This window comes from Mesorhizobium waimense (assembly GCF_003601975.1).
Classification (GTDB): Bacteria; Pseudomonadota; Alphaproteobacteria; order Rhizobiales; family Rhizobiaceae; genus Mesorhizobium; species Mesorhizobium waimense.
This window is the reverse complement of sequence record NZ_QZWZ01000012.1, coordinates 36,305-60,736: the sequence shown is the minus strand read 5'-3', so window position 1 is coordinate 60,736 and position 24,432 is coordinate 36,305. Positions and strand designations below refer to the sequence as shown.

General features: G+C 61.4%; 28 protein-coding genes and 1 tRNA gene. 14 read left to right on the top strand and 15 right to left on the bottom strand.

Going from position 1 to position 24,432, the window contains the following annotated elements; all coding sequences use genetic code 11:
* Window positions 1-42 precede the first annotated feature (42 nt).
* Both D3227_RS16790 and D3227_RS16785 read left to right on the top strand, forming a co-directional pair.
* Complete coding sequence (locus D3227_RS16790; protein WP_120015215.1) at window positions 43-900, top strand: TrmH family RNA methyltransferase; 858 nt, start codon at window positions 43-45, stop codon at window positions 898-900.
* A complete protein-coding gene (locus D3227_RS16785; protein WP_147377615.1) occupies window positions 866-1,222 on the top strand; it encodes a hypothetical protein in 357 nt (118 codons plus the stop codon). The genes D3227_RS16790 and D3227_RS16785 overlap by 35 nt, the downstream gene beginning before the upstream one ends.
* Before the next feature lie 6 nt (window positions 1,223-1,228).
* On the opposite strand, the gene D3227_RS16780 is transcribed toward D3227_RS16785, so the two are convergent.
* Genes D3227_RS16780 through gcl form a run of 3 tightly spaced genes read right to left on the bottom strand, consistent with a single transcriptional unit; the run spans window position 1,229 to window position 4,748 of the window.
* Window positions 1,229-2,113, bottom strand: coding sequence for a 2-hydroxy-3-oxopropionate reductase (locus D3227_RS16780; protein ID WP_120015213.1), 885 nt, complete (start codon window positions 2,111-2,113; stop codon window positions 1,229-1,231).
* Window positions 2,114-2,142: 29 nt separating this feature from the next.
* The gene (gene hyi, locus D3227_RS16775) at window positions 2,143-2,940 is read right to left on the bottom strand and encodes a hydroxypyruvate isomerase (RefSeq protein ID WP_120015212.1); all 798 of its coding nucleotides are present in this window, start codon (window positions 2,938-2,940) and stop codon (window positions 2,143-2,145) included.
* A gap of 26 nt (window positions 2,941-2,966) precedes the next feature.
* Entirely contained in the window at window positions 2,967-4,748 is a 1,782-nt protein-coding gene (gcl, locus tag D3227_RS16770; protein ID WP_120015211.1) for a glyoxylate carboligase, read from the bottom strand.
* A gap of 202 nt (window positions 4,749-4,950) precedes the next feature.
* On the opposite strand from gcl, the gene bhcR reads away from it, so the two are divergent.
* Window positions 4,951-5,835, top strand: a complete 885-nt coding sequence (gene bhcR / locus D3227_RS16765) for an HTH-type transcriptional regulator BhcR (RefSeq protein ID WP_120015346.1) — start codon at window positions 4,951-4,953, stop codon at window positions 5,833-5,835.
* A 65-nt stretch (window positions 5,836-5,900) separates the two neighbouring features.
* Complete coding sequence (locus tag D3227_RS16760) at window positions 5,901-6,386, top strand: YbaK/EbsC family protein (RefSeq protein WP_120015210.1); 486 nt, start codon at window positions 5,901-5,903, stop codon at window positions 6,384-6,386.
* Here the strand turns inward: D3227_RS16760 and D3227_RS16755 are convergent.
* From D3227_RS16755 to D3227_RS16745, 3 genes are all read right to left on the bottom strand, one after another.
* Complete coding sequence (locus D3227_RS16755) at window positions 6,383-6,739, bottom strand: hypothetical protein (RefSeq protein WP_120015209.1); 357 nt, start codon at window positions 6,737-6,739, stop codon at window positions 6,383-6,385. The two genes, D3227_RS16760 and D3227_RS16755, sit on opposite strands and share 4 nt — an antisense overlap.
* A gap of 189 nt (window positions 6,740-6,928) precedes the next feature.
* Window positions 6,929-7,267, bottom strand: coding sequence for a BA14K family protein (locus tag D3227_RS16750; protein ID WP_245451785.1), 339 nt, complete (start codon window positions 7,265-7,267; stop codon window positions 6,929-6,931).
* Between the two features lie 173 nt (window positions 7,268-7,440).
* Window positions 7,441-7,608 carry a hypothetical protein gene (locus D3227_RS16745; protein ID WP_120015208.1) on the bottom strand — a complete coding sequence of 56 codons (168 nt, stop codon included), beginning with the start codon at window positions 7,606-7,608 and terminating at the stop codon, window positions 7,441-7,443.
* Window positions 7,609-7,765: 157 nt separating this feature from the next.
* On the opposite strand from D3227_RS16745, the gene D3227_RS16740 reads away from it, so the two are divergent.
* The 3 genes from D3227_RS16740 (at window position 7,766) to D3227_RS41130 (ending at window position 8,865) form a co-directional block, all read left to right on the top strand.
* Window positions 7,766-7,841: transfer RNA gene (locus D3227_RS16740), tRNA-Thr, on the top strand.
* A 97-nt stretch (window positions 7,842-7,938) separates the two neighbouring features.
* The gene (locus D3227_RS16735; protein ID WP_245451779.1) at window positions 7,939-8,538 is read left to right on the top strand and encodes a cupin domain-containing protein; all 600 of its coding nucleotides are present in this window, start codon (window positions 7,939-7,941) and stop codon (window positions 8,536-8,538) included.
* Window positions 8,539-8,580: 42 nt separating this feature from the next.
* Window positions 8,581-8,865, top strand: coding sequence for a hypothetical protein (locus D3227_RS41130; protein ID WP_147377614.1), 285 nt, complete (start codon window positions 8,581-8,583; stop codon window positions 8,863-8,865).
* 522 nt (window positions 8,866-9,387) lie between these two features.
* Here D3227_RS41130 and D3227_RS16730 read toward each other — a convergent pair.
* Window positions 9,388-10,002, bottom strand: a complete 615-nt coding sequence (locus D3227_RS16730) for a TetR/AcrR family transcriptional regulator (protein ID WP_120015206.1) — start codon at window positions 10,000-10,002, stop codon at window positions 9,388-9,390.
* A gap of 91 nt (window positions 10,003-10,093) precedes the next feature.
* On the opposite strand from D3227_RS16730, the gene D3227_RS16725 reads away from it, so the two are divergent.
* From D3227_RS16725 to D3227_RS16705, 5 genes are read left to right on the top strand one after another with little or no spacing between them, the layout of a single operon-like run.
* Complete coding sequence (locus D3227_RS16725; RefSeq protein WP_120015205.1) at window positions 10,094-11,176, top strand: polyamine ABC transporter substrate-binding protein; 1,083 nt, start codon at window positions 10,094-10,096, stop codon at window positions 11,174-11,176.
* Window positions 11,177-11,189: 13 nt separating this feature from the next.
* Window positions 11,190-12,056, top strand: coding sequence for an ABC transporter permease (locus tag D3227_RS16720; RefSeq protein WP_120015204.1), 867 nt, complete (start codon window positions 11,190-11,192; stop codon window positions 12,054-12,056).
* Window position 12,057: 1 nt separating this feature from the next.
* Window positions 12,058-12,840: an ABC transporter permease gene (locus D3227_RS16715; RefSeq protein WP_120015203.1), complete on the top strand. Its 783-nt coding sequence runs from the start codon at window positions 12,058-12,060 to the stop codon at window positions 12,838-12,840.
* Window positions 12,837-13,901, top strand: coding sequence for an ABC transporter ATP-binding protein (locus D3227_RS16710; protein WP_120015202.1), 1,065 nt, complete (start codon window positions 12,837-12,839; stop codon window positions 13,899-13,901). The genes D3227_RS16715 and D3227_RS16710 overlap by 4 nt, the downstream gene beginning before the upstream one ends.
* Window positions 13,902-13,904: 3 nt before the next feature.
* Complete coding sequence (locus D3227_RS16705; protein WP_120015345.1) at window positions 13,905-14,666, top strand: MBL fold metallo-hydrolase; 762 nt, start codon at window positions 13,905-13,907, stop codon at window positions 14,664-14,666.
* Between the two features lie 19 nt (window positions 14,667-14,685).
* Here the strand turns inward: D3227_RS16705 and D3227_RS16700 are convergent, their stop codons facing one another.
* The 6 genes from D3227_RS16700 to D3227_RS16675 all read right to left on the bottom strand — a co-directional run bounded on the left by D3227_RS16700 (window position 14,686) and on the right by D3227_RS16675 (window position 20,827).
* Window positions 14,686-15,378 carry a TetR/AcrR family transcriptional regulator gene (locus tag D3227_RS16700; RefSeq protein ID WP_120015343.1) on the bottom strand — a complete coding sequence of 231 codons (693 nt, stop codon included), beginning with the start codon at window positions 15,376-15,378 and terminating at the stop codon, window positions 14,686-14,688.
* Between the two features lie 41 nt (window positions 15,379-15,419).
* Complete coding sequence (locus D3227_RS16695) at window positions 15,420-16,847, bottom strand: amidase (protein WP_120015201.1); 1,428 nt, start codon at window positions 16,845-16,847, stop codon at window positions 15,420-15,422.
* A gap of 94 nt (window positions 16,848-16,941) precedes the next feature.
* Complete coding sequence (locus tag D3227_RS16690) at window positions 16,942-17,976, bottom strand: ABC transporter substrate-binding protein (protein ID WP_120015200.1); 1,035 nt, start codon at window positions 17,974-17,976, stop codon at window positions 16,942-16,944.
* Window positions 17,977-18,016: 40 nt separating this feature from the next.
* Window positions 18,017-18,817, bottom strand: coding sequence for an ABC transporter permease (locus D3227_RS16685; RefSeq protein ID WP_120015342.1), 801 nt, complete (start codon window positions 18,815-18,817; stop codon window positions 18,017-18,019).
* Window positions 18,810-19,730 carry an ABC transporter permease gene (locus D3227_RS16680; RefSeq protein WP_120015199.1) on the bottom strand — a complete coding sequence of 307 codons (921 nt, stop codon included), beginning with the start codon at window positions 19,728-19,730 and terminating at the stop codon, window positions 18,810-18,812. The genes D3227_RS16685 and D3227_RS16680 overlap by 8 nt, the downstream gene beginning before the upstream one ends.
* A 5-nt stretch (window positions 19,731-19,735) precedes the next feature.
* Window positions 19,736-20,827: an ABC transporter ATP-binding protein gene (locus D3227_RS16675; protein WP_167480729.1), complete on the bottom strand. Its 1,092-nt coding sequence runs from the start codon at window positions 20,825-20,827 to the stop codon at window positions 19,736-19,738.
* A 320-nt stretch (window positions 20,828-21,147) separates the two neighbouring features.
* Between D3227_RS16675 and D3227_RS16670 the strand changes: the two genes are divergently transcribed.
* Together D3227_RS16670 and D3227_RS16665 are read left to right on the top strand one after the other, a co-directional pair.
* Window positions 21,148-22,086 (top strand): hypothetical protein, encoded by a 939-nt coding sequence (locus D3227_RS16670; RefSeq protein WP_120015197.1) that lies wholly within the window; start codon window positions 21,148-21,150, stop codon window positions 22,084-22,086.
* Between the two features lie 74 nt (window positions 22,087-22,160).
* The gene (locus tag D3227_RS16665; RefSeq protein ID WP_120015196.1) at window positions 22,161-22,895 is read left to right on the top strand and encodes a glycosyltransferase family 25 protein; all 735 of its coding nucleotides are present in this window, start codon (window positions 22,161-22,163) and stop codon (window positions 22,893-22,895) included.
* 10 nt (window positions 22,896-22,905) lie between these two features.
* Here the strand turns inward: D3227_RS16665 and D3227_RS16660 are convergent, their stop codons facing one another.
* The gene (locus D3227_RS16660) at window positions 22,906-23,652 is read right to left on the bottom strand and encodes a hypothetical protein (protein ID WP_208646382.1); all 747 of its coding nucleotides are present in this window, start codon (window positions 23,650-23,652) and stop codon (window positions 22,906-22,908) included.
* A gap of 44 nt (window positions 23,653-23,696) precedes the next feature.
* Window positions 23,697-24,428, bottom strand: coding sequence for an O-methyltransferase (locus tag D3227_RS16655; RefSeq protein ID WP_120015194.1), 732 nt, complete (start codon window positions 24,426-24,428; stop codon window positions 23,697-23,699).
* Window positions 24,429-24,432: the final 4 nt, after the last annotated feature.

Here is a 24,432-nt window from a genome sequence, read left to right as displayed (position 1 = left end):
GCCAGTATCCATGGCCCGGCGACACGGCTATAGAAGCCGGCCATGAGCAACGATAACAAGCCCAAGACCCCGAAAGACACCCATTACGCCAAGCTGCGTCGCGCCCACCGCGACGAGAAGGCAGGCGGCGCTCCAGCTTTCCGGCCGCGCCAGCCGGTACCGCCCGGCGAGAACGCGACCGACGGGCTGGTCAGGCTCTACGGCCTGCACACGGTGCGGGCGGCCCTCGACAATCCGCGCCGGCGGATCAGAAAGATGCTGGTGACGCGCAATGCCGCCGAGCGGCTGGCGATCGCCGATCTCGCCGCTTTGCCGTTCAAGGCCGAACTGGTCGAACCGAAGGAGATCGACAGGGTCACAGGTTCCGACGCCGTGCATCAGGGCGTGCTGATCGAAGCCGAACCGCTGAAGCCGAAGCGCCTCGACGCGCTTGGCGAGACCAGCCTAGTGCTGGTGCTCGACCAGGTCACCGACCCCCACAATGTCGGCGCGATCCTGCGCTCGGCGGTCGCCTTCGGCGCCGGCGCGCTGATCACCACGGCCCGCCACAGCCCGCAGGAATCCGGCGTGCTGGCGAAATCGGCCTCCGGCGCGCTTGAGCATATCGACCAGATCGAAGTGAAGAACCTGGCCGACGCGCTGGGACAACTGCACGAAGCCGGCTTCCAGACCATCGGCCTCGATTCCGACGGGCCAGCGGAACTTGAAACCAGCTTTGCCGGCGACAAGATCGCGCTGGTGCTGGGCGCCGAAGGCAAGGGCCTGCGCCAGAAGACGCGCGAGACGGTGACGACGCTGGCCCGCCTCGACATGCCCGGCGCGATCAGATCGCTCAACGTGTCGAATGCCGCTGCGGTGAGCCTTTATGCGGCGCAACGGTGGTTCGCGCACGGCAAATAGGGCGCAAGGCATGTCATTGGATTTTGCTGTTCTTGATTCAAATGGGCATATCGATCGATATGTATCGATAGGTCCCTCTGCGCACCATGAAATCGTGTCAATCGCGAGCCAAAACGCGTTTGAATTCGTTCTGCAATTCGAAGATTTCTATGAGGACGCGACGCTTCAAATCGAATCCTTCCCTTCCTTGACCAAGCAAGTTGAGGCGCTTGGGCGAGTTGAAGGAATTTCGGAGGAATCCAAAAATTTTCTGAAGCGCCTTGCCGATCTCATTCGCTATGCTGTCGAACGAGGTCGGCCTATCGAAGCCTTTGCCGACTAATTCACCTCACCCAACCTCATGCCTCGCCATCCGCTCCAGCGCGCGAACCAGCGCCGAGTGATCCTCTTTCGCCCCGCCATTGGCTGCGCAAGAGTTGAACAATTGCTGCGTGGTCGAGGTGTTGGGCAGCGCCACACCGAGCGCCTTGGCGCCTTCCAGCGCCAGGTTCAGATCCTTCTGGTGCAGCTCAATTCGAAAACCCGGCGCGAAGGTGCGCTTGACCATGCGCTCGCCATGCACTTCGAGAATGCGCGAGGCCGCCAGCCCGCCCATCAGCGCCTGCCTGACCTTGGCCGGATCAGCACCAGCTTTTGATGCAAAAACAAGCGCTTCGGCGACGGCTTCAATGGTCAATGCGACAACAATCTGGTTGGCGACCTTGGTGGTCTGTCCCACTCCGTTCGGTCCGACCAAAGTGATGTTCTTGCCCATCTTTTCGAACACGGGCCTGGCGCGCTCGAAGGCCTTGTCCTCGCCACCGACCATGATAGTCAGCGACGCCGCCTTGGCACCGACCTCGCCGCCCGACACCGGCGCGTCGAGATAGTCGCAGCCGAGATCGTTGATCTTCTTCGCGAACTCCTTGGTCGCGATCGGCGAGATCGAACTCATGTCGATGACCAGCTTGCCCTTGCTTAGACCGGACGCGACACCGCTCTCGCCGAACAGCACGTCAGCCACCTGCGGTGTGTCGGGAACCATCAGGATGACGATGTCGGCCGCTTTCGCGACGGCGTCATGGCCGGTGACGATTTTCAGTCCTTTCGCGGCCAGATCGGCTGGTGGTTTCGAGCGATGATCGCTGGCGACGACCTTGTAGCCGGCATCCAAGAGGTGCCCCGCCATCGGTGCGCCCATGATGCCGAGGCCGATGAAGCCAATGGTTTCCATTGTTGTTCTCCTCGTTTACACCCTGGCAGCTACGCCGCCGCGCTCCCCTGCCCGGCCAGCTCCCTGAACCACCCCAATCCAGCCTCCGTCCCGGCCTTCGGCTTGTATTCGGCGCCGATCCAGCCGGAATAGCCGATGCGGTCGATATGCTCGTAGAGGAAGGGATAGTTGATCTCGCCCGTCCCCGGCTCGTGTCGGCCGGGATTGTCCGCAAGCTGGATATGCGCGATGCGGCCAAGGTTTGCCTCGATGGTACGGGCGAGATCCCCCTCCATGATCTGCATGTGATAGATGTCGTATTGCAGGAACAGGTTTTTTGAGCCGATGCGGTCGATCAGCGCCAGCGCCTGGTCGGAATTGGTGAGGAAAAAGCCGGGAATATCGCGCGTGTTGATCGGCTCGATCAGCAGCCGGATGCCGGCCTGCTCCAGCTTCTCGGCCGCGAAGGCCAGGTTCTCGGCAATGACGTTCTCCAGCACGGAGCGATCCGCACCTTGCGGCGCGATGCCGGCGAGGCAGTTGATCTGCTCGCAGCCGAGCGCATGCGCATAGCTGATCGCCTTGGCGACGCCCTGCCGGAATTCCGGCACCCGATCCGGCAGCACGGCGATGCCGCGCTCACCCTTGCCCCAGTCGCCGGCCGGCAGGTTGAACAGCACCTGGCTGAGGCCGTTCTTCTTCAGCCGCGCGGCAACCACCTCGGGCGCATGGTCATAGGGCCCGATATATTCGACCCCCTTGAAGCCGGCGCGGGCGGCCGCATCGAAGCGGTCGAGGAAATCATGCTCGCCAAAGAGCATCGACAGATTGGCTGAAAAACGCGGCATTCTTTTTCTCCTTGTTCCCGCCCGGCCTAATCAAGCATCACGATGGCCGTCGGCGCATCCTCATGGCTTTCGGCAAGCTCCTCGAATTCGGTGATCTTGTCGATTTCCGTGCCCATGGAAATGTTGGTGACGCGCTCGAGGATGAATTCGAGTACGACCGGAACCTGGTGCTCCTTCATCAGCCGCTGCGCCTGCTTGAAGGCGCCGGCGAACTCCTCCGGCTTCCTCACCCTAACCGCCTTGCAGCCCATCGCCTCGGCGACGGCAACGTGGTCGACACCGTAACCGGCTTCCGGATCGCCGGCACGGTTGACGTTCTCGAAGGCGAGGCTGACCTCGAAATCCATCGCGAAGCCGCGCTGCGCCTGGCGGATCAGGCCGAGATAGGCATTGTTCACCACGACATGGATGTAGGGCAGCTTGTGCTGCGCGCCGACCGCCAGTTCTTCGATCATGAACTGGAAGTCGTAGTCGCCGGACAGCGCCACGATGGTGCGGTCGGGATCGGCGGCGCGCACGCCGAGTGCTGCCGGCAGCGTCCAGCCGAGCGGTCCGGCCTGGCCGCAATTGATCCAGTTGCGCGGCTTGTAGACATGCAGGAACTGCGCGCCGGCGATCTGCGACAGGCCAATCGTGGTGACATAGGTCGTGTCGCGGCCAAAGGCCTTGTTCATCTCCTCGTAGACGCGCTGCGGCTTCAGCGGCACCTGCTCGAAATGCGTCTTGCGCTTCATCGTCTTCTTGCGCTGCTGGCATTCTTTCGCCCAGCCCGACCAGTCGCGCAGCTTGCCGGCCGTGCGCCATTCGGTGGCGACGTCGAGCAGCATCTTCAGCGCGGCACCCGCATCCGAGACGACGCCGAGGTCCGGCGCGAAGACACGGCCTATCTGGGTAGGCTCGATATCGACATGGATGAACTTCTTGCCCTTGGTGTAGACGTCGACCGAACCGGTATGGCGATTGGCCCAGCGGTTGCCGATGCCGAAGACGAAGTCGGCCTCCAGCATGGTCGCATTGCCGTAGCGATGCGACGTCTGCAGCCCGCACATGCCGGCCATCAGCCGGTGGTCGTCGGGGATCGTGCCCCAGCCCATCAGCGTCGGGATGACCGGCACGCCGGTGATCTCGGCGAATTCGATCAAGAGATCGGAGGCATCGGCATTGATGATGCCGCCGCCGGCGACGATCAGCGGCTTTTCCGCCGCATTGAGCATCGCCAGCGCCTTTTCGGCCTGGGCGCGCGTCATTGCCGGCTTGAACGCGGCAAGCGGCTCGTAGGCGTCGATGTCGAACTCGATCTCTGCCAGTTGCACGTCGACCGGAAGGTCGATCAGCACCGGCCCCGGCCGCGACGAGCGCATCAGATGAAACGCTTTCTGCAGCGCCATCGGCACAAGATAGGGCTCCATGACGGTGACCGCCCATTTGGCGACGGGCGCTGCGATCGCGGCGATGTCGACCGCCTGGAAATCCTCCTTGTTAAGCCGTGCGCGTGGCGCCTGGCCGGTGATGCACAGGATCGGGATGGAGTCGGCCGCCGCCGAATAGAGCCCGGTGATCATGTCGGTTCCGGCCGGGCCCGAAGTGCCGATGCACAGGCCGATATTGCCGGCCTTGGTCCGTGTATAGCCTTCGGCCATGTGCGAGGCTGCCTCGACATGGCGTGCCAGGATATGGCGGACGGTGCCCCTCGCCTTCAACGCCGAATAGAACGGGTTGATCGCCGCGCCCGGCACGCCGAAGGCACAAGAAATGCCTTCCTTTTCGAGAACGAGAACCGCTGCATCGACAGCGCGCATCCTGGCCATGTCCAGCCTCCGCAAATGTGTTGATGGCCAAGGATGGCAGCGTTCCCACCATTTTTCAATTTTTTCAGAATATTTTTTCATTTCTAGAAAACGACGACTGTAAACTGATTTCATTGAGTTTTCGGTTTTCCAGAATTCAACCATACAAACGAATGAAAAACTTTTTCATTGCTTGTTTGGCGAAATCGGCGAGAATGGCGCCATGGAAACGACCGAAAAACGCCAGCGCGGCCGTCCCCGCGCCTTCAACGGCCCCGCCGAGGCCGCTTCGGTGCAGTCGCTCGACCGGGCGCTGCGCATCCTGGCCATCGTTGCCGAGGGCAGCGGCCTGTCACTGAGCGAGATCGCCGCCAGTTCCGGCCTAGCGGCTTCCACCACCTACCGCATGCTGACGACGCTGCAGAACCACGGCATGGTCGAGTTCGAGAGCACTGACCAGTTGTGGTCGATCGGCGTCGAGACCTATCGCATGGGCGCGGCGTTCCTGCGTCGGCGCAAGCTGGTCGACCGCGCCCGCATCGTCATGCAGGAATTGATGGAAAAGACAGGCGAAACCGCCAATCTCGGCGTCGCCGAGGACGATTGCGTCGTCTTCGTCAGCCAGGTCGAGACGCATCAGGCGATCCGCGCCTTCTTCCGGCCGGGCACGCGCAGCTCCTTTCATGCCTCGGGCATCGGCAAGGCGGTACTGGCGCATCTGGAACCCGAGCGTGTCGGCGCCATCCTGCGCAAGGCGGGGCTGGAGCGTTTTACCGAAAACACGCTGTCCGACATCTCGGCGCTGGCCCACGATTTGGTGAGGATCAAGCTGCGCGGCTGGTCGGTCGATGACGAGGAGCGTCATCCCGGCATGCGCTGCGTCGCCGCCGCCATCTTCAACGAGTTCGGCGAGCCGATCGGCGGCGTTTCGGTGTCGGGGCCGACGGTGCGAGTAACGCAGGAGCGGCTGGCCGAAATCGGGCCGTTGGTGCGCGAGGCCGCGACGGAAATCACCAGGATGATCGGCGGCCTTTCGAACCCTTCTTCGCAAGGCAGCGCCGATGCATCGGGATCACTCTTTGACATCACCGCCGCGCGCTCGCCTTGACACGCGGCCGGTGACGGCCAAGTCTGCACCAACCTTCCAAAATCTACAGTCCCCGCCTGAAGAGAATGAGCCTCCAGTCCGTCAAAGCCTTCTTCGCCGAACATGCCCCCGACATCGAGGTCATCGAAACGCCGACAAGCTCGGCGACCGTGGCCCTCGCGGCCGAGGCGCATGGCGTCGAGCCGGGGCAAATCGCCAAGACCATCTGCATGCGCGTCGGCGACCGGGTTCTGCTGGTCATCGCGCGCGGTGATGCGCGCATAGACAACCGCAAGACGCGCGATGCCTTCGGCGGCAAGCCGCGCATGCTCGATGCCGAACAGGTGGCGGATATCACCGGCCACCCGGTCGGCGGCGTCTGCCCCTTCGGCCTCGCCTCGCCGCTGCCGGTCTATTGCGACGTGTCGCTGCGCGCCTTTGACGAGGTCGTGCCGGCGGCCGGCGCAACCAATGCTGCGGTGAGAATAGGCGTCGAGCGCATGGCGAGCCTGGTCGGCGCCGAATGGTGCGACATCTGCCAGGACAGCCAAGGGGCAGTAGCGGCTCACTAGCCGCTCGGCAGCGCGCTCTTGCCCGCAACCTCGAAGACATCGAGCAGGATCGCGAGCCCGACGCCGCTTGCGGTGAAGATGAGGCCCGCGATGAAGATGCGGTTGGCGCGCTCGTAGATGCGCCTTTGCAGCGACTGGACATCGAGCAGCATGGACAGCGCCCGCATCTGCAACGCGATGCCGATCAGGATCGGCACCACGGCGAGCAAATGGTGGAACTGCCAAGGGATCGGGTTGGCGGCCCAATGGGTGATGAAGCCCAGCGAAAACGCCAGCAGGATGCCGACGGTGGTGACCGTGCCGTTGCGAAAAACGGGCTCGATCTGGTCTTCCTTCGGATCCTGTTCGTCCAAGGACCCCTCCTCTCCGTTGGCCGTGGAGGGGAGATTAAACGTTCGGAAAATCGCTGTACACCGCCAGTCGCAGGCGGCGCCGACATTGGCAGTCGACCAATCCAACAAGAGCCGAGCCCCGCAGCCAGCGGAAAAAAGGGCCACGCAGGAGGCCCCTTCTTCCAGTTGCCTGAAGCGGTTCACCTCCTCTCAGAGCCGGCAGTAATGGCGGTAGCCGTCATAGCCGACATAGGTGTCGGAGTACGGGTCGTAGCTGGCATAGCGGGCGAGGCAGCGGCGGACGTGTCGCGAGTCGCCATAGTCCTCGACATAGACCGGGCGCGGCTCTGGGCGAGCAGGCTGCCAAGGACGAACCCGCCGACGCCGGCGGCGATGCCGATGCCGATTTCGCGGTGGTGACGATGGCTGTGGGCGGCCGAGGGCTGGACGGTGCCGGCCAGCGTGGCGGCGGCGACGGTGGTGGCGATCAGGCCGGAAACGAGTGTGCGCTTGAACATGACGATCTCCTGGTTTCGTAGGAGAGGCGATCCATCCGCCTCTTGATCGTCAGTCGCAGCGAGCCGGGAAGAGGTTCGACGGATTTTGAAGGATTTTTTCGACCGCCTGAAAAACGTCGTTCTGACCCTGGATCTGCAGCAACAGGAAGCAAGCCTGATCGCGGCCGGTAAACCGCGCCGGCCGGCAGCCTGTCAGAACAGGCTTCAGCCCATGCCGGTGATATGGCGCAGCCAGAAGGCCAGAGCGATGAAGGCGATGATGGTGGTGACGCCGGTCCAGTCGATTTTGGCGTTCTTCACATCCTTGATAAGCCTGACCAGGAGAAGAAAGGCCACCACGACAAGCGGAAGAATGATGACGAATCTGATCATGCGACACCCTCGCTAAGGCGATTGCACCTCAATCATATGTAGGAAACGAATTGGCGGTTTTCAGCATGCCTGCCCTGCCGCCTCGACAGGGTCCATTAGCAACCATGAATGGAGTTTTGACTTTACTGGCGCACGAAATATGCTACCGGAGCGCCGTGCCCTTGTAGCTCAGCTGGTAGAGCAGCGGTTTTGTAAACCGAAGGTCGGCGGTTCGATTCCGTCCGGGGGCACCAGTTCGCAGCTAGAACGTCAATCTCTTGTTTTCGATGCCTGCATTCCTGAAATACGAGATGATCCATGTCACGTTGTGGAGACGTCTACGAGAACAAGGTGACCGGCGAATTTGCCGTGATCCTGCGTGGCACCGAAGACCGCGGCCAGGGACCAGGCATCGTTCATTTGACCGCTCGGCCGGGAGCCGCGGTCGTGGGCGAGCACTTCCATCCGAACATGATTGAACGGTTTACCGTCCTGAGCGGCCGGATCGACGCCTCCATTGCCGGGAAGACGTTTTCTCTGGGACCCGGCCAATCCGCGACGGTGGAGGCAGGCGTGGTGCACGATTGGTGGAACAGCTGCAAGACCGACGAGGCACACGTCCTGATCGAAATCGAACGCGCGCACGGCGCGGACCACATCGACCCGAACCGCTTCGAGCTGCTGATCGGCATGCTCTTCGGCCTCGCCAATGCCGGTCGGGTGGATTGGAAAGGAAGACCCTTCCTGCTTCAGGCGGCAGTCATCGCCAGGGAATTTGCCGACGTGATCGTCTTCACGCAGCCTCCACCCGCGATTCAACGGGTGGCGCTCGCAATCCTGGCGCCACTCGCCAGCCTGCTAGGCTATCGGGCGATTGACCCTGCTTTCTGCAGACCGCACGCACATGTCACCCCGGCCCCCGAAATCCTCGCTTTGGTGGCGGAGCGCTGACAGACATGTTGGAATTCACGACCCTGAAGGGAGGGCCTTCCGATGCGCTCGGCAACACTGCGGCTTCGATCGATCCGACAAGTGCTGTTCCCACTGATCCGTATTGAGCGCGCCGCCCGTCTCGATCGCGGCCTGCTGCGAGACGATCTAAAGGGGCAACATGCGTATGACAGAGATTGCGACAGTCGCGGCAGCAATGACGAGCAAGATCGCGGCAATCCGGCCGTTTTCTTCGAAACGGTCGCTTTTTGGGTAGACCCTTTTGGGCTTGGGTTGTGGTCGAAGTATTCCCATTGCGCGCCCTCCCATATTCGAAGAGCATCTTGATCATATTTTACCCCTCCGAAACCGCCGCTCTCAGACACATTCCTAAGCAAAGAGCCGTAGTGCGGCCCGGCAGGAACGTGCGAGCGCTGTTCGGTACCATCGTTCTTCGATCTAGCCGGCAAGCTTGTTGCGCCACTAGTTAGCGAAGACTAATATGCCGGCTTCTTCCCGGTCGAGAGGGCCGCCTGCATGTCGGGTCGACCTGCTTTAGCGCCTGCTACAATCGTGCCAGCTACGATGCCGATGCCTATTTGCCTTAGCGTCCCTGTAGGCCTCTGGGTAGAAGCATTCCAAACCGATCAGGATGTTCGCCAGTATTGGCGGGGCTATGCCCTTGGGGGCGCGGTGTGCGCCGTTTTGCTGATCATCGAGCTTCTGGCAATTCACCTGCTGCTCTGAGTTAGCAGCGCTGCTTTGCAGGCGTTCGCTGAGCCTTGCTGCCCCCACATATTAGCGAAAGCTTGAGTTTCTCCCCGGTGAGAGCATGCTTGGCCACTTGACGCCGATCGTGGTCGACGTGATTCACACCCCAATCGCCGCCACCAAAATCCGGTTCTGCCTCCGTATCGCCGCCCGCAGTTCCGGTATCTTCGCCTCGTCGCGCTTCACGAACTCGATGAACATCATGTTCATGTTGTTGAAGACCAGTTCGCCGAGTGCCGGCCCGTCAATATCACGTCGCACCAGGCCGAGCGCCTGCAGTCGGGCGATCAGTGCGCGGATTTGCTCGGTCAGCGCCCGGTCGAGCCCGGTATAGGCCTGGCCGAACGGACTGTCGGGCAGTTGCGTCGAGATCGCCATCGCCTGCCGCCACATCTCCTTGCTGAGATAATGCAGCGAATGCTCGACATAGATGCCGATCAGTGTATCCAGCGCATCGCCGACATTGGCCGGCGGATTAGCGACCACGCCGCGCCCGGCATTGAGCACCTCGTTGACCTCCATCGAGACGATGGCGCCGAGGATGTCGCCCTTGTTCTGATAGTAATTGTAGATCGTGCCGATCGAGACTTCGGCCTGCGCGGCGATGGCCTCGATCTTGGCGCCCTCATAGCCGGCCTCGCGGAACAGTGCTGCCGCCGCCTCGATGATGCGGCGGTGCCGATCCGCCTTTTGCCTTGCCCGCAATCCGCTCATGAAAGCCTCTTGCCATAAAAACAGAATTGACTCAATTTTAGAATTGGTTCAATTTTTTGCAAGAAGCCACAAAGGCAAGGGAGAACACTCGATGTCCGCACAGACCACGAATCCGCTTTCCATCCTGAAGCGCCATTTGCGCACCGCTTGTGCCGCCACGGCATTGCTGCTCGCTGCCGGCAGCGCTCAGGCCGCCGATCTCAACGCGCTGATCTGGTGCGACCATGCCGACCCGGCGTTGCTGCAGCCTTTCGAGGAGGCCAACGGCGTCAAGGTCAACGTCAAGGAATTCGAAGGCACCGGCGCCGGTCTCGCCATCGTCGAACAATCGCAGCCCGGCGACTGGGACGTGATGGTGATCGATAGCATCGACGTGCCGCGCGGCGTCGAAAAGGGCCTGTTCGAGCCCTTGCCGGAAGACAAGCTGCCGCTGGCCGACCTGTTCCCGCAGGTGAAGATGGACGGCTCGACGGTCGTCGGCGGCAAGCGCTACGGCATCACCGAAAAGTTCGGCTACAACACGATCGGCTTCAACAAGACCAAGGTCGATCCGGCCGACATGCAGTCTCTGGCCGCGCTCACCAGCGACAAATACAAAGGCAAGATAGCCATCTACGACTACTATTTGCCGGTCATCGGCATGGCCGCCTTGGCAATCGGCAAGAAGACGGCCGAACTCACCGAGGCTGACCTGCCCGCCATCAAGGCCGAGCTTCTCAAGATGAAAGCCAATGCCAAGCTGGTCGGTGAAGTCACCGCCAGCCAGACCGCTTTGGCCACCGGCGAGGTCGACATATTGGTCGGCGGCGGCGAATGGGTGACGGCGGGCCTCGCCAAGGAAAACCCGGCGCTGGATTTCTCCATCCCCAAGGAAGGCGCGGTGCTGTGGTCGCAGTCGCTCACCATGTTCAAGGATTCCAAGAACAAGGACATGGCGCTGAAGTTCATCCAGTACATTATGAGCCCGGAAGGCCAGGCGCGCCTTGCCACCTCCTCATGCTATTGGGGCATGCCGTCGAACACCAAGGCAGCACTGACCGACGACCAGAAGAAGACCCTGCGCTTTGACGAGCAGCCGGACTTCCTCGCCCGCGCCCAGTCCTATCCGGCGCCGAATGCCGATCTCGACAAGAAGATGCAGGACGTCTGGACCGAAATGCTGCAGGCGCAGTGATCGGCTGGCGGAGATGAGCACTGTCACCAACAGCGGGCGTGCCCTGCCCAGGGCGGGTCGTGCCCTGCCCTGGGCGCTGGTCACGCCGGCGCTCGGCTGGACATTGCTGTTCTTCGTCCTGCCCTTCATAGCCATGGGGTTTTCGAGCCTCACGGCGCATGACGGCGGCGGCTTCACTTTGGCCAACTACAGCCAGTTCTTCACCGATCCGTCCTATTGGCGGGCGATGGTGAACTCGCTGCAGGTGACGGCCATCGTCACCGTGGTCTCGGTGCTGCTCGCCTACCCCTTCGCCTGGATCCTCGCCGAACAAGTGCCCGAACGCTGGCAGCGGCTGGCGCTGATGCTGGCCGTGCTGCCGTTCTGGACCTCCTATGTCGTGCGTTCCTACTCCTGGCTGCTGGTGCTGGCGCAGAATGGCGTTATCAACCGGACGCTGACCGGCCTCGGCCTGGTCGGCGAGCCGCTGCAGCTCGCCAACACGCGTTTCGCCACCGTCACCGGCTTCGTGCATTTCTTCGTCATGCTTTTGACGCTGACGATCTTCGCCAATCTGAAGCAGCTCAGCCCAAGCTATCGCAAGGCCGCAGCCGATCTCGGCGCCGGGCCGGTGCGAACCTTCCTGCATGTCGTGCTGCCGCTGACGCTGCCCGGCATCATGGTCGGCGCCTTCCTCACCTTCGTGCTCTGCATCGGCGACTACATCACGCCGCAGATTCTTGGCGGCAACAACGAGCTTTTGATGCCGCAGCTCGTGATGATGCAGATCGGTCGGCGCGGCGATTTCCCGCTGGCGTCGGCGCTGTCGATCATCCTGATGGCTGTCGTCACCGTCGCCTATCTCGCCTGCGCGCGCTGGCTGAAGATCGAGCGGGCCTGAGATGCGCCGGATTGTCCGCATCGCCGCCTGGCTCTATGCCCTCGCCGTCTACGGCTTCATCTTCCTGCCGGTCATCGTGCTGGTGTTGTTTTCGCTGCAGGCGACATCGTTTCCGATCCCGCCTTTCACCGGCCCGTCACTGCGCTGGTATCAGGCCGTCCTCTCCGACACGCGGCTGACCTCGGCGCTGGTGAATTCGCTTGCTGTGGCAATCCTCTCCTCAGCTGCCGCCGTCACGCTGGGCTTCCTCTCCGCCTGGGGGTTCGCGCGCTTCACTTTGCCGTCCTCGACGCTGCTGCGCGGGCTGATCACTCTGCCGCTCACCGTCAGCTATCTCATCATCGGCATGGGGCTGTTGGTGCTGTTCAACTGGGCCGGCTTGCCGAAATCGCTGCTGGCGGCCGGCATCGGCCATGTCGTGATCAACCTGCCGCTCTGCTTTGCCATCATCTACAGCCAGATGGGCGATCACCAGATCAACATCGAGCGTGCCGCGCGCGACCTCGGCGCGCCCGAGTGGAAGGTGCTGTTGCTGATCACCGTGCCGGTCATGGCGCCGGCGATCTTCGCCGGCTTCTTCCTGTCGATGACCTTCTCCTGGGACGAATTCGTCATCTCCTTCCTGCTGACCCGCTTCGACACGACGCTGCCGGTGGAAATCTGGAACCTGCTGCGCTCCGGTCTCAATCCCAAGACCAACGCCGTCGGTTCACTGGTCTTCGCCGTCTCCATCGTGCTGGTGGTGCTGTTCGAACTGACATTGCTGCGGAGAACGCCGGCATGAGCGCATCCCTGGTCGATATAAGCTCTGTCTCGCATCGCTTCGGCCAGCAAGTGGTGCTGAAGAACGTCTCGCTGCAGATCGAGCCCGGCAGCTACACCATCCTGCTCGGACCCTCCGGCTCCGGCAAGACGACGTTGCTCTCCATCCTCGGCGGCTTCGTCACACCCAGCGAAGGCAAGGTGTTCATCCGCGGCGAGGACTGCACATCGGTGCCGCCGGCGAAGCGGCCGACGACGACGGTGTTCCAGGACTATGCGCTGTTTCCGCATATGACCGTCGGCGCCAATGTCGGCTTCGGCCTGCGCATGCAAGGCGTCGACGGCGCGAGACGCGCGGCCAAGGCGCGCGAAGCGCTGGCGCTGGTCGGGCTGGCGGCCGCCTTCGACAAGAAGCCGCATCAGCTTTCCGGCGGCCAGCGGCAGCGCGTGGCATTGGCGCGTGCGCTGGTGATCGAACCGGCCGTGCTTCTGCTCGACGAGCCGCTCGGCGCGCTCGACCTGAAGCTGCGCCGGCAGATGCAGGATGAACTGAAAGCGATCCAGAAGCGCGTCGGCACCGCCTTCATCCATGTCACCCACGACCAGGAAGAGGCGATGGCGCTGGCCGACCACTGCGTGGTCATGAATGACGGTCGCATCGAGGATGAAGGTCCGCCCGAGCGCGTCTATGCGCGGCCGGCGACGCGCTTTTCCGCTACCTTCATGGGCGAAAGCACGATCCTGTCCGGAACCGTGACGGAGGCGAAGAGCGGGACGGTGACGGTCGCAACATCAGCAGGTCCGATTTCGCTGCCCGGCGCCCCGCAGCCCGGCGCGAAAGTCGCTCTCGCCATCCGGCCGGAGCATTTGGTCCTTGGCGCAACTGGAGGTGCGGTTGCGCTCGGCTCAGCAAAGGTGCGCGATGTTGTCTTCCAGGGCAGTTTCAAACGGATCCTGGCCTCTTCAGTCGAAGACCCAACGCTGCAGTTCATCGCCAAGGCTCCGGCTTCGGCGGCCGTCCAGCCGGGCGACACCATCGCGGTTTCGTGCAACGCTGGCGACATCATCCTGCTGACGGACTGAATGATGGGCACGCTTCCGGTCATCGACGCCCCCGACTGGTACGAAACCGTCCGCATGGGCGACGGCATCACGCTGATCCATGAACCCTGGATCAAACCGTTCTTCCGCTGCAACATCTGGCACGTGCGCGGCCGCGATCGCGACCTTCTGTTCGACACCGGCCTCGGCCATTTCAGCCTCAGGCGCCATGTGCCGCTGGTGACGGAGAGAAAGCTGACCTGCGTCGCCAGCCACACGCATTTCGACCATATCGGCTGCCACCATGAGTTTCCCGACCGCTGCGTGCATCGGGCCGAAGCAGAAATCCTCGCCGATCCGCGCAACGAATGGACCGTGGCCGACCGCTATGCCACCGACGAGATGTTCGATGGCATGCCACAAGGCTGGGACACGGCACGCTACAAAATCCTGCCGGCGCCGGCCGGTCGCCTGCTCGAACAAGGCGATGTCGTCGATCTCGGCGACCGTGCCTTCGAGGTGATCCACACGCCCGGCCATTCGCCCGGCGGCATCGCGCTCTACGAGAAGAAGACCGGCATCCTGCTGTCCGGCGACATCATCTATGACGGCCCGCTGATCGACGACGTCTATCATTCGCTGGTCGACGACTATGTCGAAACACTGCTCGGCATGCGTGACCTCGACGCCTCGGTTGTCCATGGCGGTCATTTCCCGAGCTTCGGCAAGGTCCGCTACCGCCAACTGATCGACGAATATCTCGCTCAAAAGCGCCAAGCCGGCTGCCACCTGTTGCAGGCCCGATAGGCGGCCGCAACCCGATCCGTCACGCCAAATCGAAATGGCGCGGAAACGCCTGATGCAGCAGCATCAGCATCGTCTTGCGCAGCACATCGGATTGGCCCGCCGGCGGGTTGAGGTGATCCCAGAACCATGCGCCATGGACGAGATAGTTGAGGCTTTCAGCCAGCGTGTTCGGGTCGACATCGGTGTAGCCGCCACTGTGCTTGATTTCGATCAGCAGATCGCGTGCCTCGGCATTGTAGCTGAGATCGCTGGGCAGGCCGATCTCGTTGTAGATCTGCATGCTCTTGCGGTCGCTGGAGAAGACGACAAAGACCGAAACCCATTTCGGATGCTGTCGCGCAAATCGCTGCGCGCATTCTACCGCGCCCATCAGCCGCTCGACCGGCGACAGGCCGGGCGCGCGCACCAGCGTCGCCCACAATTCGTCGTACCGGTCGCTGAGATACTGCAGCACGGCCCGGAACAGGTTCTCCTTGCTGCGAAAGTGGAACACCACCAGCGCGTTGGAGGAGCCCACATGCTCGGCGATGCGCTGCATGGTGACGCTCGCCAGGCCTTCCTCGGCGATGAGGTCGATCGTGGCGTCGATGATGCGCTGAACGCTCGCCTCGCCGCGCTCACGCCGGCGGTCCTTGGGAGCGGCATCGTTCGCCGACCCCCTGCCCTCAACCTTGCGCTTCTCCGCTATCGCGGTTGCCTTGCGTTCTGCCATTCTCATCCGGCCTTTTCGACCTTGCGGCCCGCGTCCAGATATCAAAGCGACGGGCGTGTCCCGGCACTCTCATACCATTGTCCCCGAGCCGTTTCATAGGCGAGCGCCGCCCGGAACACATCTGCGTCGCAATAGGTACGACCGACAATCTGGATGCCCGTCGGCACGCCATTCGCCGCCCTGCCCGTTGGCATGGACAGAACCGGACAGCGGCTCATCATGTTGAACGGCGTCGTCATGACCCAGCCAAGCGACGGGTTGACCTGTTTCCCATTGATCTCGACACTGTCCCTGGTGTGGTCGAACTCCGCCGGCACCGCGGGAAGAGCGTTCGTCGGGCAGATCAACACATCGTACTTTTCCAGCAACGGGCCTAATGTCTGGTACATCCGGGCAGCCACCTCCAGGGTTCCGACATAGTCCGTCGCCTTCGACCTTTGACCGTCCTCGGCGAACTGCCGCGCATAGCTCGTCATGTCTTCGCCGTGCTCCTCGAGCAGCTGCGCCAGCGAGGCGCCGAAGAGATGCTCGAGATAGGCGATGCCGGCCTTAAGCACCTCGTCGCCCCAGCCCAGGTCGACTTCCTCGACGGTGGCGCCGAGCGACTGGAACACATCGCATGCGGCAAGCGTGTTCCTGTGCACATCGGCATCGACCTCGAAAGAGCCGAGGTCCATCGAGAAACCGATCTTCCAGCCCTTGATCGGCTTGTAGTCGAGCGGTAGCCGCAGTTTCGGACGAAGCGTTGCGATATCAAGCGGGCTCGGCCCAGCCATGACATTCTGCAGCAGGATTGCGTCTTTCACGTTCCGTGCCAGCGGCCCCGTATGGCAGTAGAAATCAAGATTGAACGGCGGCTCGTCGGGATTGCGCCCGTAGGGCGGCTTGAAGCCGACGAGACCGCAGGCCGATGCCGGAATGCGGATCGACCCGGCAATGTCCGACCCGGTGGCGATCGACGATGTGCCCGAGGCCAGCGTTGCCGCAGCACCGCCGGACGAACCGCCCGGCGTGAAATCCGGATTCCACGGATTGCGCGTGACGCCCCATCGTCTCGACCAGGTAACTCCGGCGCAGCTGAATTCGGGCGTCGCCGTGCGTGCATGCACGATTCCGCCCGCCTTGATGACGCGCTCGTTCATCGTCGACGTATGCTCGCCGATGGCGTCCTTGGTCAGCAGCGAGCCATGCGATGTCGGCTTGCCCTTGATGTAGCTCTCGTCCTTGATGCCGATCGGCAGGCCTTCGAGCGCTCCGGTCCGGGCGCCCTTGGCGTATTTGGCCTCGGCCTTTTTGGCCAGATCTATCGCCTCGTCGAAATGCGTGAAGGTAAAACAGTTGATCGTCGCCTTCGTCGCCTCGGCGCGATCGATGGTCGCCTGCATCAGTTCGACGGGCGAAAGCGTCTTCGCCTTGAACTGCCGCAACGCCTCGCTGGCCGGCATGTAGCAAAGGTCGAGATCGGTCATGGAAGTCTCCTGCGATCGCCGGGATCGCCTTTTGGCTTGATGGTCGAGAGATGGCCGCGCCGCATCTCGCGGCGCGGGAAAACCCCGGATCGGGCTACTTCTGCAGATCGGTCCAGATTTTCGTGTAGAGCGCCTGCACATCCGGCGAACAGGTCGGCATGAACTTGCCCTTGGCGGCGAATTCGGCCGGAACATCCACCTCCGGCGCGCCCTTCATGTCGGCCGGCATAAAGGCTTCAGACCCCTTGATACCATTGGCATAGCGGGCGAAGGCCGAGATCAAGGCCGCGTTCTCGGGATCCATGATGAAGTTCTGGAACAGCTTTGCGTTCTCGACATTCTTGGCGTCCTTGAGGACCGCGACATTGTCCATCCAGATTGGATAGCCTTCCTTCGGATAGCCGTAGACGATCTTGTCGTTCTGCAGCCGCTGGCGCAACGAAATGCCGTTCCAGTTGACGCCGGCCGCGATGTCGCCCTTGCCCAACCCGTCGACGGCGCCATAGTCGAAGGACAGCCACTTCGCCTTGGCCTCGACCAGCTTGTCGCGCACTTTCTTCAGCACCTGCTTGTCGTCGGTGCAGTACTCGCCGCCCTCATAGGAGATGGCGAGGTACATGATGTCACCCATCTCGGGCACGACATTGATCTTGCCGACCAGTTCGGCCGGCGGATCGAGGAAGATCGCCGACGTGTTAGGATCGCCGGAATAGACCGATTTGTTCACCGACATGCCGGTCGTGCCCCACTGCCATGGCACGGTGTATTTGCGGCCCGGGTCGAACGGCACATCGACCCACTTCGGATCGACGTTCTTGAAGTTCTCCATTGTGTTGGGATCGGTCTCCAGCAGCAGCCCTTCGCTGATCCAGATCGGAACGACACTTGCCGACGGCACGACGATGTCGAAGCCGGCGCCACCCTGGCGGATCTTGGCAAGTGCTGTGTCGTTGGAATCGAAGTCGGTGACGGTGACTTTGACCTTGTAGGTCGCCTCGAATTTCTTGATCAGGTCGGGGCTTGTGTAGTTGCCCCAATTGTAGATGTTGAGCTCGCCGTCGGCGCGGGCCGCGCCCGTGGCAGTCAGCAGCGACAGCCCGACGGCCGTCGCGGTCAGTTTCCAGTTCATGCTTCTTGCTCCCATTGTTGGGACCGTCGGCGATGCGGCCTCAGGTCCGTTTCCTGCTGATGAAGAAGAATGCCGTGACGATGCCGATCGACAGCGCCAGGAAGACCGTCGAGATCGCGTTGATCTCGGGTGTAACGCCGCGGCGGATCTGGCCGAGCATGAAGGTCGGCAGCGTGTCCTGGCCGCCCGATTTGACGAATTCGGTGATGACGACGTCGTCCAGCGAGACGACGAAGGCGAGCATCAGCCCCGCCAGGATGCCCGGCCAAAGCAGCGGCAAGGTCACGTGCCGGAAGGTCTGCCATTTGGTCGCATAGAGATCGGCGGCCGCGGTCTCGAGCGACAGATCCATGCTTTCGAGCCGCGCCCGGATCGGCAGATAGGCGAACGGCACGCAGAAAGCGGTGTGGGCCAAGATCAGGTAGCCGAGGCCCGAATAGCCGGTCCAGATCTTGATGCGCGAAAACACGATCAGCAGCGCCACCGCGGTGACGATCTCCGGCACCATCAGCGGCTGGTTGATGAAGGCGTATTTGAAAGTCAGTCCCCGGTAAGGCTTGGTCCGGGTCGTCGCCAGCGCCGCCATCGTTGCCGAGATCGTCGCCAGGATTGCCGCGATTGCAGCGATCTCGAACGAGCGGATCGAGGATTCGATCACCAGCGAATTGTTCCAGGCGGCGTGGAACCAGCGCAGCGAAAAGCCCTTCCAGATCGCGAGCGACTCGTTGTCGTTGAAGGCGTAGACGACAAGCGTGGCGATCGGCAGATAGAGCAGGAAGAAACACAGCATCGCCATCGAGGCGAAGCCAGTCTGCCGCCGGACGTCGAAGCGGTCAGCCATGGCTGCCATCCGATCTGGTTGTGTTGCGGACGTAGAACAGCAGCGCGATCATGACGATCGCCATCAGCGCGATCGACAGCGCCGCACCGAGCGGCCAGTTCCGGCCCTGGCCGAATTGCAGCTCGATCAGATTGCCGATCATCAGACTGGTGCCGCCGCCCAGCACGCGTGGCGTCACATAGGCGCCGAGCGAGGGAATGAAGACGAGGATCGAGCCAGCGACGATGCCCGGCGTGACCAGCGGCACGATGATGCGCCGCAGCACCTGCAGCCGCGTCGCATAGAGGTCGTAGCCCGCCTCGACCAGGCGGAAGTCGATCTTTTCCATGCTGGCATAGAGCGGCAGCACCATCAGCGGCAGGAATACATAGACCATGCCGGCGAGCACGGCGAAGTTGGTGTACATGAGCTGGACCGGATGGCCGGTGATGCCAAGCGCTTGCAACACCCAATTGATGAGGCCGTCATTGCGCAGCACCTCCTGCATAGCGAAGGTGCGGATCAGAAGGTTCGTCCAGAACGGGATGGTGATCAGGAACAGCCAGATATCGCGGCGGTGTTCGGGCCGCGTTGCGATGAAATAGGCGGTCGGAAAGCCGAAGATCAGCGTCAGGACCGTGGTCATGGCCGAAAGCGATACCGAGCGCCAGAAGATCGACAGATGCGCGCTGGCGAGCGACAGCGTGTCGTCGAAGACGTCACGCTCGAGCAGCACGCTCACCCAGGCGTCGGTCGAGAACTGCCACTTCACGTCGCCGTAATTGCCGGGCGTCAGGAAGGAATAGACGACCACGATCAGCAGTGGCCCAAGCGCCGCGAGGAACACGATCAGCAGCGCCGGAGCGGAAAGCAGCCAGCGTGACCTGATATCGTCGCGTTCGGCCTTGTCGGCGATCTCTTTCGCGCTCGCCATCGGCCCTAGTCCTTCAACAGCTGCGCGACTTCATCGCCGATCGAAATGCCGACCTTGTCGCCCCGCTCGAATCCGCAACTGGCGCAGCGCGAGTTCTGCTGGCGCACGATGAAGGCCTCGCCGCCGTCCAGCCGGACATGGATGTGCGTGTCGGTACCGAAATAGACGATGGTCTCGATCGTGCCGGCCAGGTCGCCGGCACCCTTGACGAGCTTGGCATGCTCCGGCCGCACCATCAGCGTCGCCGTGCTACCCGGCTGAAAGTCTTTGGCAGCGGCTGCGTAGACCCTCGCGCCCGAACTCAAGACGATCCGCGCATGGCCGTTCCCTGCACTCTCGATGGTGCCAGTCAAAAAGTTCGTCTCGCCGATGAAGTCAGCGACGAAACGCTCGGCCGGGCGGTCGTAGACATCCCAGGGCGTGCCGACCTGCAGGATGTTGCCCGACGACATCACAGCGATGCGGTCCGACATGGTCAGCGCTTCTTCCTGGTCGTGGGTGACGAAGATGAAGGTGATGCCGGTTTCGTGCTGCAGCCGCTTCAACTCGATCTGCATTTCCTTGCGTAGCTTGTAGTCGAGCGCCGACAGCGGTTCGTCGAGCAGCAGCACTTTCGGTTGCGGCGCCAAGGCCCGCGCCAGCGCAACGCGCTGCTGCTGGCCGCCGGAGATCTGGCTGGTGCGGCGGTTCCTCTGCTCCTGCATGTGGACGAGTTTGAGCATCGCATCGACACGGGCAGCAATCTCGGCCTTCGGCTTGCCCAGCATCTTGAGGCCGAAGCCAATGTTCTCGGCCACTGTCATGTGCGGGAACAAGGCATAGGACTGGAACACTGTGTTGACCGGCCGCTTGAATGGCGGCAGCGGTGCGATGTCCTGGCCGTGCAACAGGATTTCGCCGTCGGTCGGATAGTCGAAGCCGGCGATCAGCCTGAGCAGCGTGGTCTTTCCGCAGCCTGAGGGACCGAGCAAGGTGAAGAATTCATTCTCGCGGATCGAAACGGAGACACTGTCGAGCGCTCTGACCGCGTCCTGGCCGGCTCCCTGAAAAATCCTGCTGACGCCCTTCGCCTCCACGGCGGGCCGGATGGCTGTCAAGATGTTCCCCTTTTTTGGTGGCCATTCACCGGCGAACGCCGGCTGACCAACTCAGTTCTCGCCATCAGAGATAATCATGACTAAACATACAGTCAATATCTTTTTGAACGAGAGTCTGTCGGGCGACGATGCGGATCCGTGGGGCGAGCGACCATTGGCACCTTGTAGCCGCAGCGCGCGCATGAAAGACCGTGGGACACAAGCACGCTCTCCCAACCGAAAGACGCTTGTTAGGCCCGGCATAGGTGCTAGACGCTATGTCAGGAACTCGGCCGGCCAAAGCCCTGCGCGCGCGTCCGCTTCGGAAATGAGAATAGGCGATGGCACGCAAAATTCTGAAGAGAACCGTCGATGCGATCAATGCCAGCAGCTTCGTCGGCAAGGCGAAATCCATCCGCGACAAGCTGTCGTATCAATTCTATCAGGCCAAGGGAGCCAGCCGCGGACGGGAATTCTCGCGCCGTTTGCAAGAATCCGGATTGTCCAGGTTTTGCTTCACCATCGCCTTCAACACGCCTTGGGTCATCGATGCCTTGACCAGGGCATGGCAGATCCATTCGCCAGGATTATCGCTCGTGGTCATAGACAATTCGTCCGACGAAGCGGCGAGAAAATCGATTGAACGCATCTGCTCGGCAAGAGGCGTACCTTATCTCGGCTTGCCCAACCGCCGCGAGCGCCATTGGTCGCGTTCGCATGGGACGGCATTGACCTGGGTGTTTGACAATATCGTCAGGCACCTTCGGCCAGAATTGTTTGGATACATCGATCACGATTGCTTCCCGGTCGCACCCTTCGACATTCCCGCGCGGATGGAAGGAAAGGTCGTTTATGGTCTCAAGCTGCCTGCCAACGAGAATTTCCGCTACAAGCCAAGCAAAGACGATCCCAAATGGCATCTTTGGGGAGGCTTCTGCTTCTTCCGCTTCGCGGCCGTCGAGGGACTGGATCTGGATTTCGGGCCGCGTATGGAACTCGGCTTGGACACCGGCGGCGGCAACTGGCTGCCGCTCTATTCGCATCTGACGGAAGCAGACATTTCAGCTGCGGTCGAAGAACCCGCTGCTGTCGTGCTGGCTGGCGAACGCAGTGAGCATCATCAGATGTTTGACGCCGCTTTCTTTCATGTCGGAGGCTCTTCCTACGCCGACCAAAAGACCAGGCACCACCGCACACCGCAGCATCGTGAACTGTTGCGCGACTATGTCTGGGAAACCTACCTCGGTGGCGCTCAGAACAGGATCGCCAGCGATTCCTGATCCACTGTCGGTATCGACTGCCGATGAATGGCGCGCCTATGGATTTTCGAGGCCTGCAACACTACAGACGCACAATGCAAGAGTTTCCATCCGATCAGGTCTTTGTCCGCGTATGCCATGTCAAGCGAGGTTACGAAGACCGGGAGCGCCATATTCTGAAGGAGTTTGGCCGGCGCGGCGTGCCAGTCCATTTCTTTCTCGATTGGGACGTTGCGGATATCACGGAGGAAACCAGGACATCCTTTGTTGGATCGGACAAATTGCTGCCGTCCGAAGTCTCGCTTGCACTGAAGCAGGTCGGCATATGGCGGGAGTTTCTCGAAACGGACAAGCCGTTTTGCCTGGTGTTTGAGGATGATGTGTTTCTCGACGCCGACTTCGTAGGCAAGCTAGGCGAGTGCATTGCCGAGTTCGGCAGCCCGGACCGAAAGGCTGTCGTCTATCTCGGTAGCGGCAGCAATTATTATGTACCTCGATGGAAGTTGCGGAAGGGCCAGAGACTCTACCCGGGGCTGCATGCGCGCTGCGCCGATTCATATCTGATCACGCGCTCGGTCGCCAAAGCCCGGCTCGATTGGTTGGCCGAGCACAAGCTGTCAAAGCCGATCGATCATCAGATTGAACATATCGATGAGAAGCTGGGCATTGAAATGCTCTGGTTCGAGCGGCCGATCGTTGAACAGGGAAGCCAGAACGGCGCGTTCCAAAGCTCCGTCGCGGGCTCGGCTCGTCACTTGTGGCTGAAACGGATCAGCTGGAGTTGGAAAAAAGCCAGCCGGCGCTTCTTCGGCCACAACGCGCGCGGCTAAGCGCCTGTACTCACGCGAGTGGTCGCATCCCGCGCCAGACCCTCTTTAGCCCGCCCTTCGGAATGTTCCGATGGACGTAGCTCTGGCTCCGATGGGTCAGCCGTTTGGCACCGTGATTGCGCATGTAGGCGTCGACGCGCTTTTCGAACAGCTCATCGGCATAGTCTGGGTAGCGTTCCGAAGCAGGGTTGCGCTCGCCATAGATCGTCGCCCTGAACACGGAGAGCTTCGCCAGATAGCATTGATCGGAAAAACCAAAGCCGATCAGGAAGTCGCCGGCCGTATCGAAGCTCTCGGCTTTGGCCTCCTTGTATCTATCGTTCCAACACAGGTTGGCCGTAACGAGATCGTCACGTGACTGCATGAGGTCGATGGCCGGTTCGATCCAATTGTGTCGGCGCTTTGGATAGGAGTCGCTGGCGAAGTGAAGCAGATAGTCGGCATTGCTGGCATATAGCCCAACCAATTCGCAGATCGAGTAGACGTAGCCCCGACCGAATGACGCCTTGTCGATGTCGAAGAACGACAGTGCCGCATCCGCATGGTCTTCTGCGAACAGATATTCATCCAGCGCGCCGGCTTCGATCGTTGCTCTGGCCGCGGCTTCGACGGCCGCGCGGTCAGAGACGTTGTTGATGATCACGCGCCTCTTTGAAAATGGATAAACGCAGCGATCCACCACAGCGCGAAGATAGGCCGGTTTGAGGACGATCTCCCAGTCATTCTCGTAGCATTTCGTCTCAAAATCGACTGTCACAGCACTTCCTCTACTCGCCGCCCTAGGTGGTGTGCGGGTGTCAATCATTTGGCTGAACGGTGACCGCGAAAGCTTTGAAGAACCTTCCGGAGCGATTTCACCCTGACCGGCTGCACGAGTGCCATTGAGGATGTGATGGCAGCCTGCCGGCGACCCTGCGGTTTCTTCTCAAAAACAACAATGCTGTCATAAATGGCAATACAGTCGGTGGATCGGGTAAAGTCGCTGACCGGCACCCCGCCACCAGTATATGTCGCATTCAGGTCGTCGATCTTGTCTTTGACGAACTCGATGAATGTTCCAGCGCGCTTTAGACCTCCCTCATACTCGCCCTCATAGGCGGTGTGAAGATCCTCTACCAGATAGACGCCATGGGGCTTTACCTTATCGTAGAGGAGTTCGAAGCTCTTCATGACGTGGCGCATGATATGACTGCCGTCATCGATCACAATGTCGAAATCTGTGTATTTGGCGACAACATGATCGATCAGTGCCGGGTCATCCTGGCTGCCGATGAAGATGTCTATGCCGTCTCCCTCGTGTTTCTTGCACTCGGGGTCGATATCAATGCCGACAATCTGTGCGCCTTGGCCAAAATACGCCTTCCACATCTGAAGCGAGCCACCCCCAGAAACGCCAATCTCAAGAACCTTTGGCGACATGTCTCTGAAGCGTTCGAAATGACGTTCGTAAACGTCAAAGTAATGAAACCATTTGTGGAGCACTTTACCGCCATTGCTTAAATAATACCTCTGTAAAAATCCGTCACCAGCCACGTAA

What these genes read in the sequence shown, in the direction of transcription:
- D3227_RS16730 (WP_120015206.1), bottom strand. Translation starts at nt 10,002, where the DNA reads ATGAGCGGATTGCGGGCAAGGCAAAAGGCGGATCGGCACCGCCGCATC.
- D3227_RS16715 (WP_120015203.1), top strand. Translation starts at nt 12,058, where the DNA reads ATGCGCCGGATTGTCCGCATCGCCGCCTGGCTCTATGCCCTCGCCGTC.
- D3227_RS16705 (WP_120015345.1), top strand. Translation starts at nt 13,905, where the DNA reads ATGGGCACGCTTCCGGTCATCGACGCCCCCGACTGGTACGAAACCGTC.
- D3227_RS16780 (WP_120015213.1), bottom strand. Translation starts at nt 2,113, where the DNA reads ATGGAAACCATTGGCTTCATCGGCCTCGGCATCATGGGCGCACCGATG.
- gcl (WP_120015211.1), bottom strand. Translation starts at nt 4,748, where the DNA reads ATGGCCAGGATGCGCGCTGTCGATGCAGCGGTTCTCGTTCTCGAAAAG.
- D3227_RS16745 (WP_120015208.1), bottom strand. Translation starts at nt 7,608, where the DNA reads ATGATCAGATTCGTCATCATTCTTCCGCTTGTCGTGGTGGCCTTTCTT.
- D3227_RS16670 (WP_120015197.1), top strand. Translation starts at nt 21,148, where the DNA reads ATGGCACGCAAAATTCTGAAGAGAACCGTCGATGCGATCAATGCCAGC.
- D3227_RS16790 (WP_120015215.1), top strand. Translation starts at nt 43, where the DNA reads ATGAGCAACGATAACAAGCCCAAGACCCCGAAAGACACCCATTACGCC.
- D3227_RS16720 (WP_120015204.1), top strand. Translation starts at nt 11,190, where the DNA reads ATGAGCACTGTCACCAACAGCGGGCGTGCCCTGCCCAGGGCGGGTCGT.
- D3227_RS16725 (WP_120015205.1), top strand. Translation starts at nt 10,094, where the DNA reads ATGTCCGCACAGACCACGAATCCGCTTTCCATCCTGAAGCGCCATTTG.
- bhcR (WP_120015346.1), top strand. Translation starts at nt 4,951, where the DNA reads ATGGAAACGACCGAAAAACGCCAGCGCGGCCGTCCCCGCGCCTTCAAC.
- D3227_RS16685 (WP_120015342.1), bottom strand. Translation starts at nt 18,817, where the DNA reads ATGGCTGACCGCTTCGACGTCCGGCGGCAGACTGGCTTCGCCTCGATG.
- D3227_RS16665 (WP_120015196.1), top strand. Translation starts at nt 22,161, where the DNA reads ATGCAAGAGTTTCCATCCGATCAGGTCTTTGTCCGCGTATGCCATGTC.
- D3227_RS16760 (WP_120015210.1), top strand. Translation starts at nt 5,901, where the DNA reads ATGAGCCTCCAGTCCGTCAAAGCCTTCTTCGCCGAACATGCCCCCGAC.
- D3227_RS41130 (WP_147377614.1), top strand. Translation starts at nt 8,581, where the DNA reads ATGCGCTCGGCAACACTGCGGCTTCGATCGATCCGACAAGTGCTGTTC.
- D3227_RS16710 (WP_120015202.1), top strand. Translation starts at nt 12,837, where the DNA reads ATGAGCGCATCCCTGGTCGATATAAGCTCTGTCTCGCATCGCTTCGGC.
- D3227_RS16785 (WP_147377615.1), top strand. Translation starts at nt 866, where the DNA reads ATGCGGCGCAACGGTGGTTCGCGCACGGCAAATAGGGCGCAAGGCATG.
- hyi (WP_120015212.1), bottom strand. Translation starts at nt 2,940, where the DNA reads ATGCCGCGTTTTTCAGCCAATCTGTCGATGCTCTTTGGCGAGCATGAT.
- D3227_RS16680 (WP_120015199.1), bottom strand. Translation starts at nt 19,730, where the DNA reads ATGGCGAGCGCGAAAGAGATCGCCGACAAGGCCGAACGCGACGATATC.
- D3227_RS16695 (WP_120015201.1), bottom strand. Translation starts at nt 16,847, where the DNA reads ATGACCGATCTCGACCTTTGCTACATGCCGGCCAGCGAGGCGTTGCGG.
- D3227_RS16700 (WP_120015343.1), bottom strand. Translation starts at nt 15,378, where the DNA reads ATGGCAGAACGCAAGGCAACCGCGATAGCGGAGAAGCGCAAGGTTGAG.
- D3227_RS16690 (WP_120015200.1), bottom strand. Translation starts at nt 17,976, where the DNA reads ATGAACTGGAAACTGACCGCGACGGCCGTCGGGCTGTCGCTGCTGACT.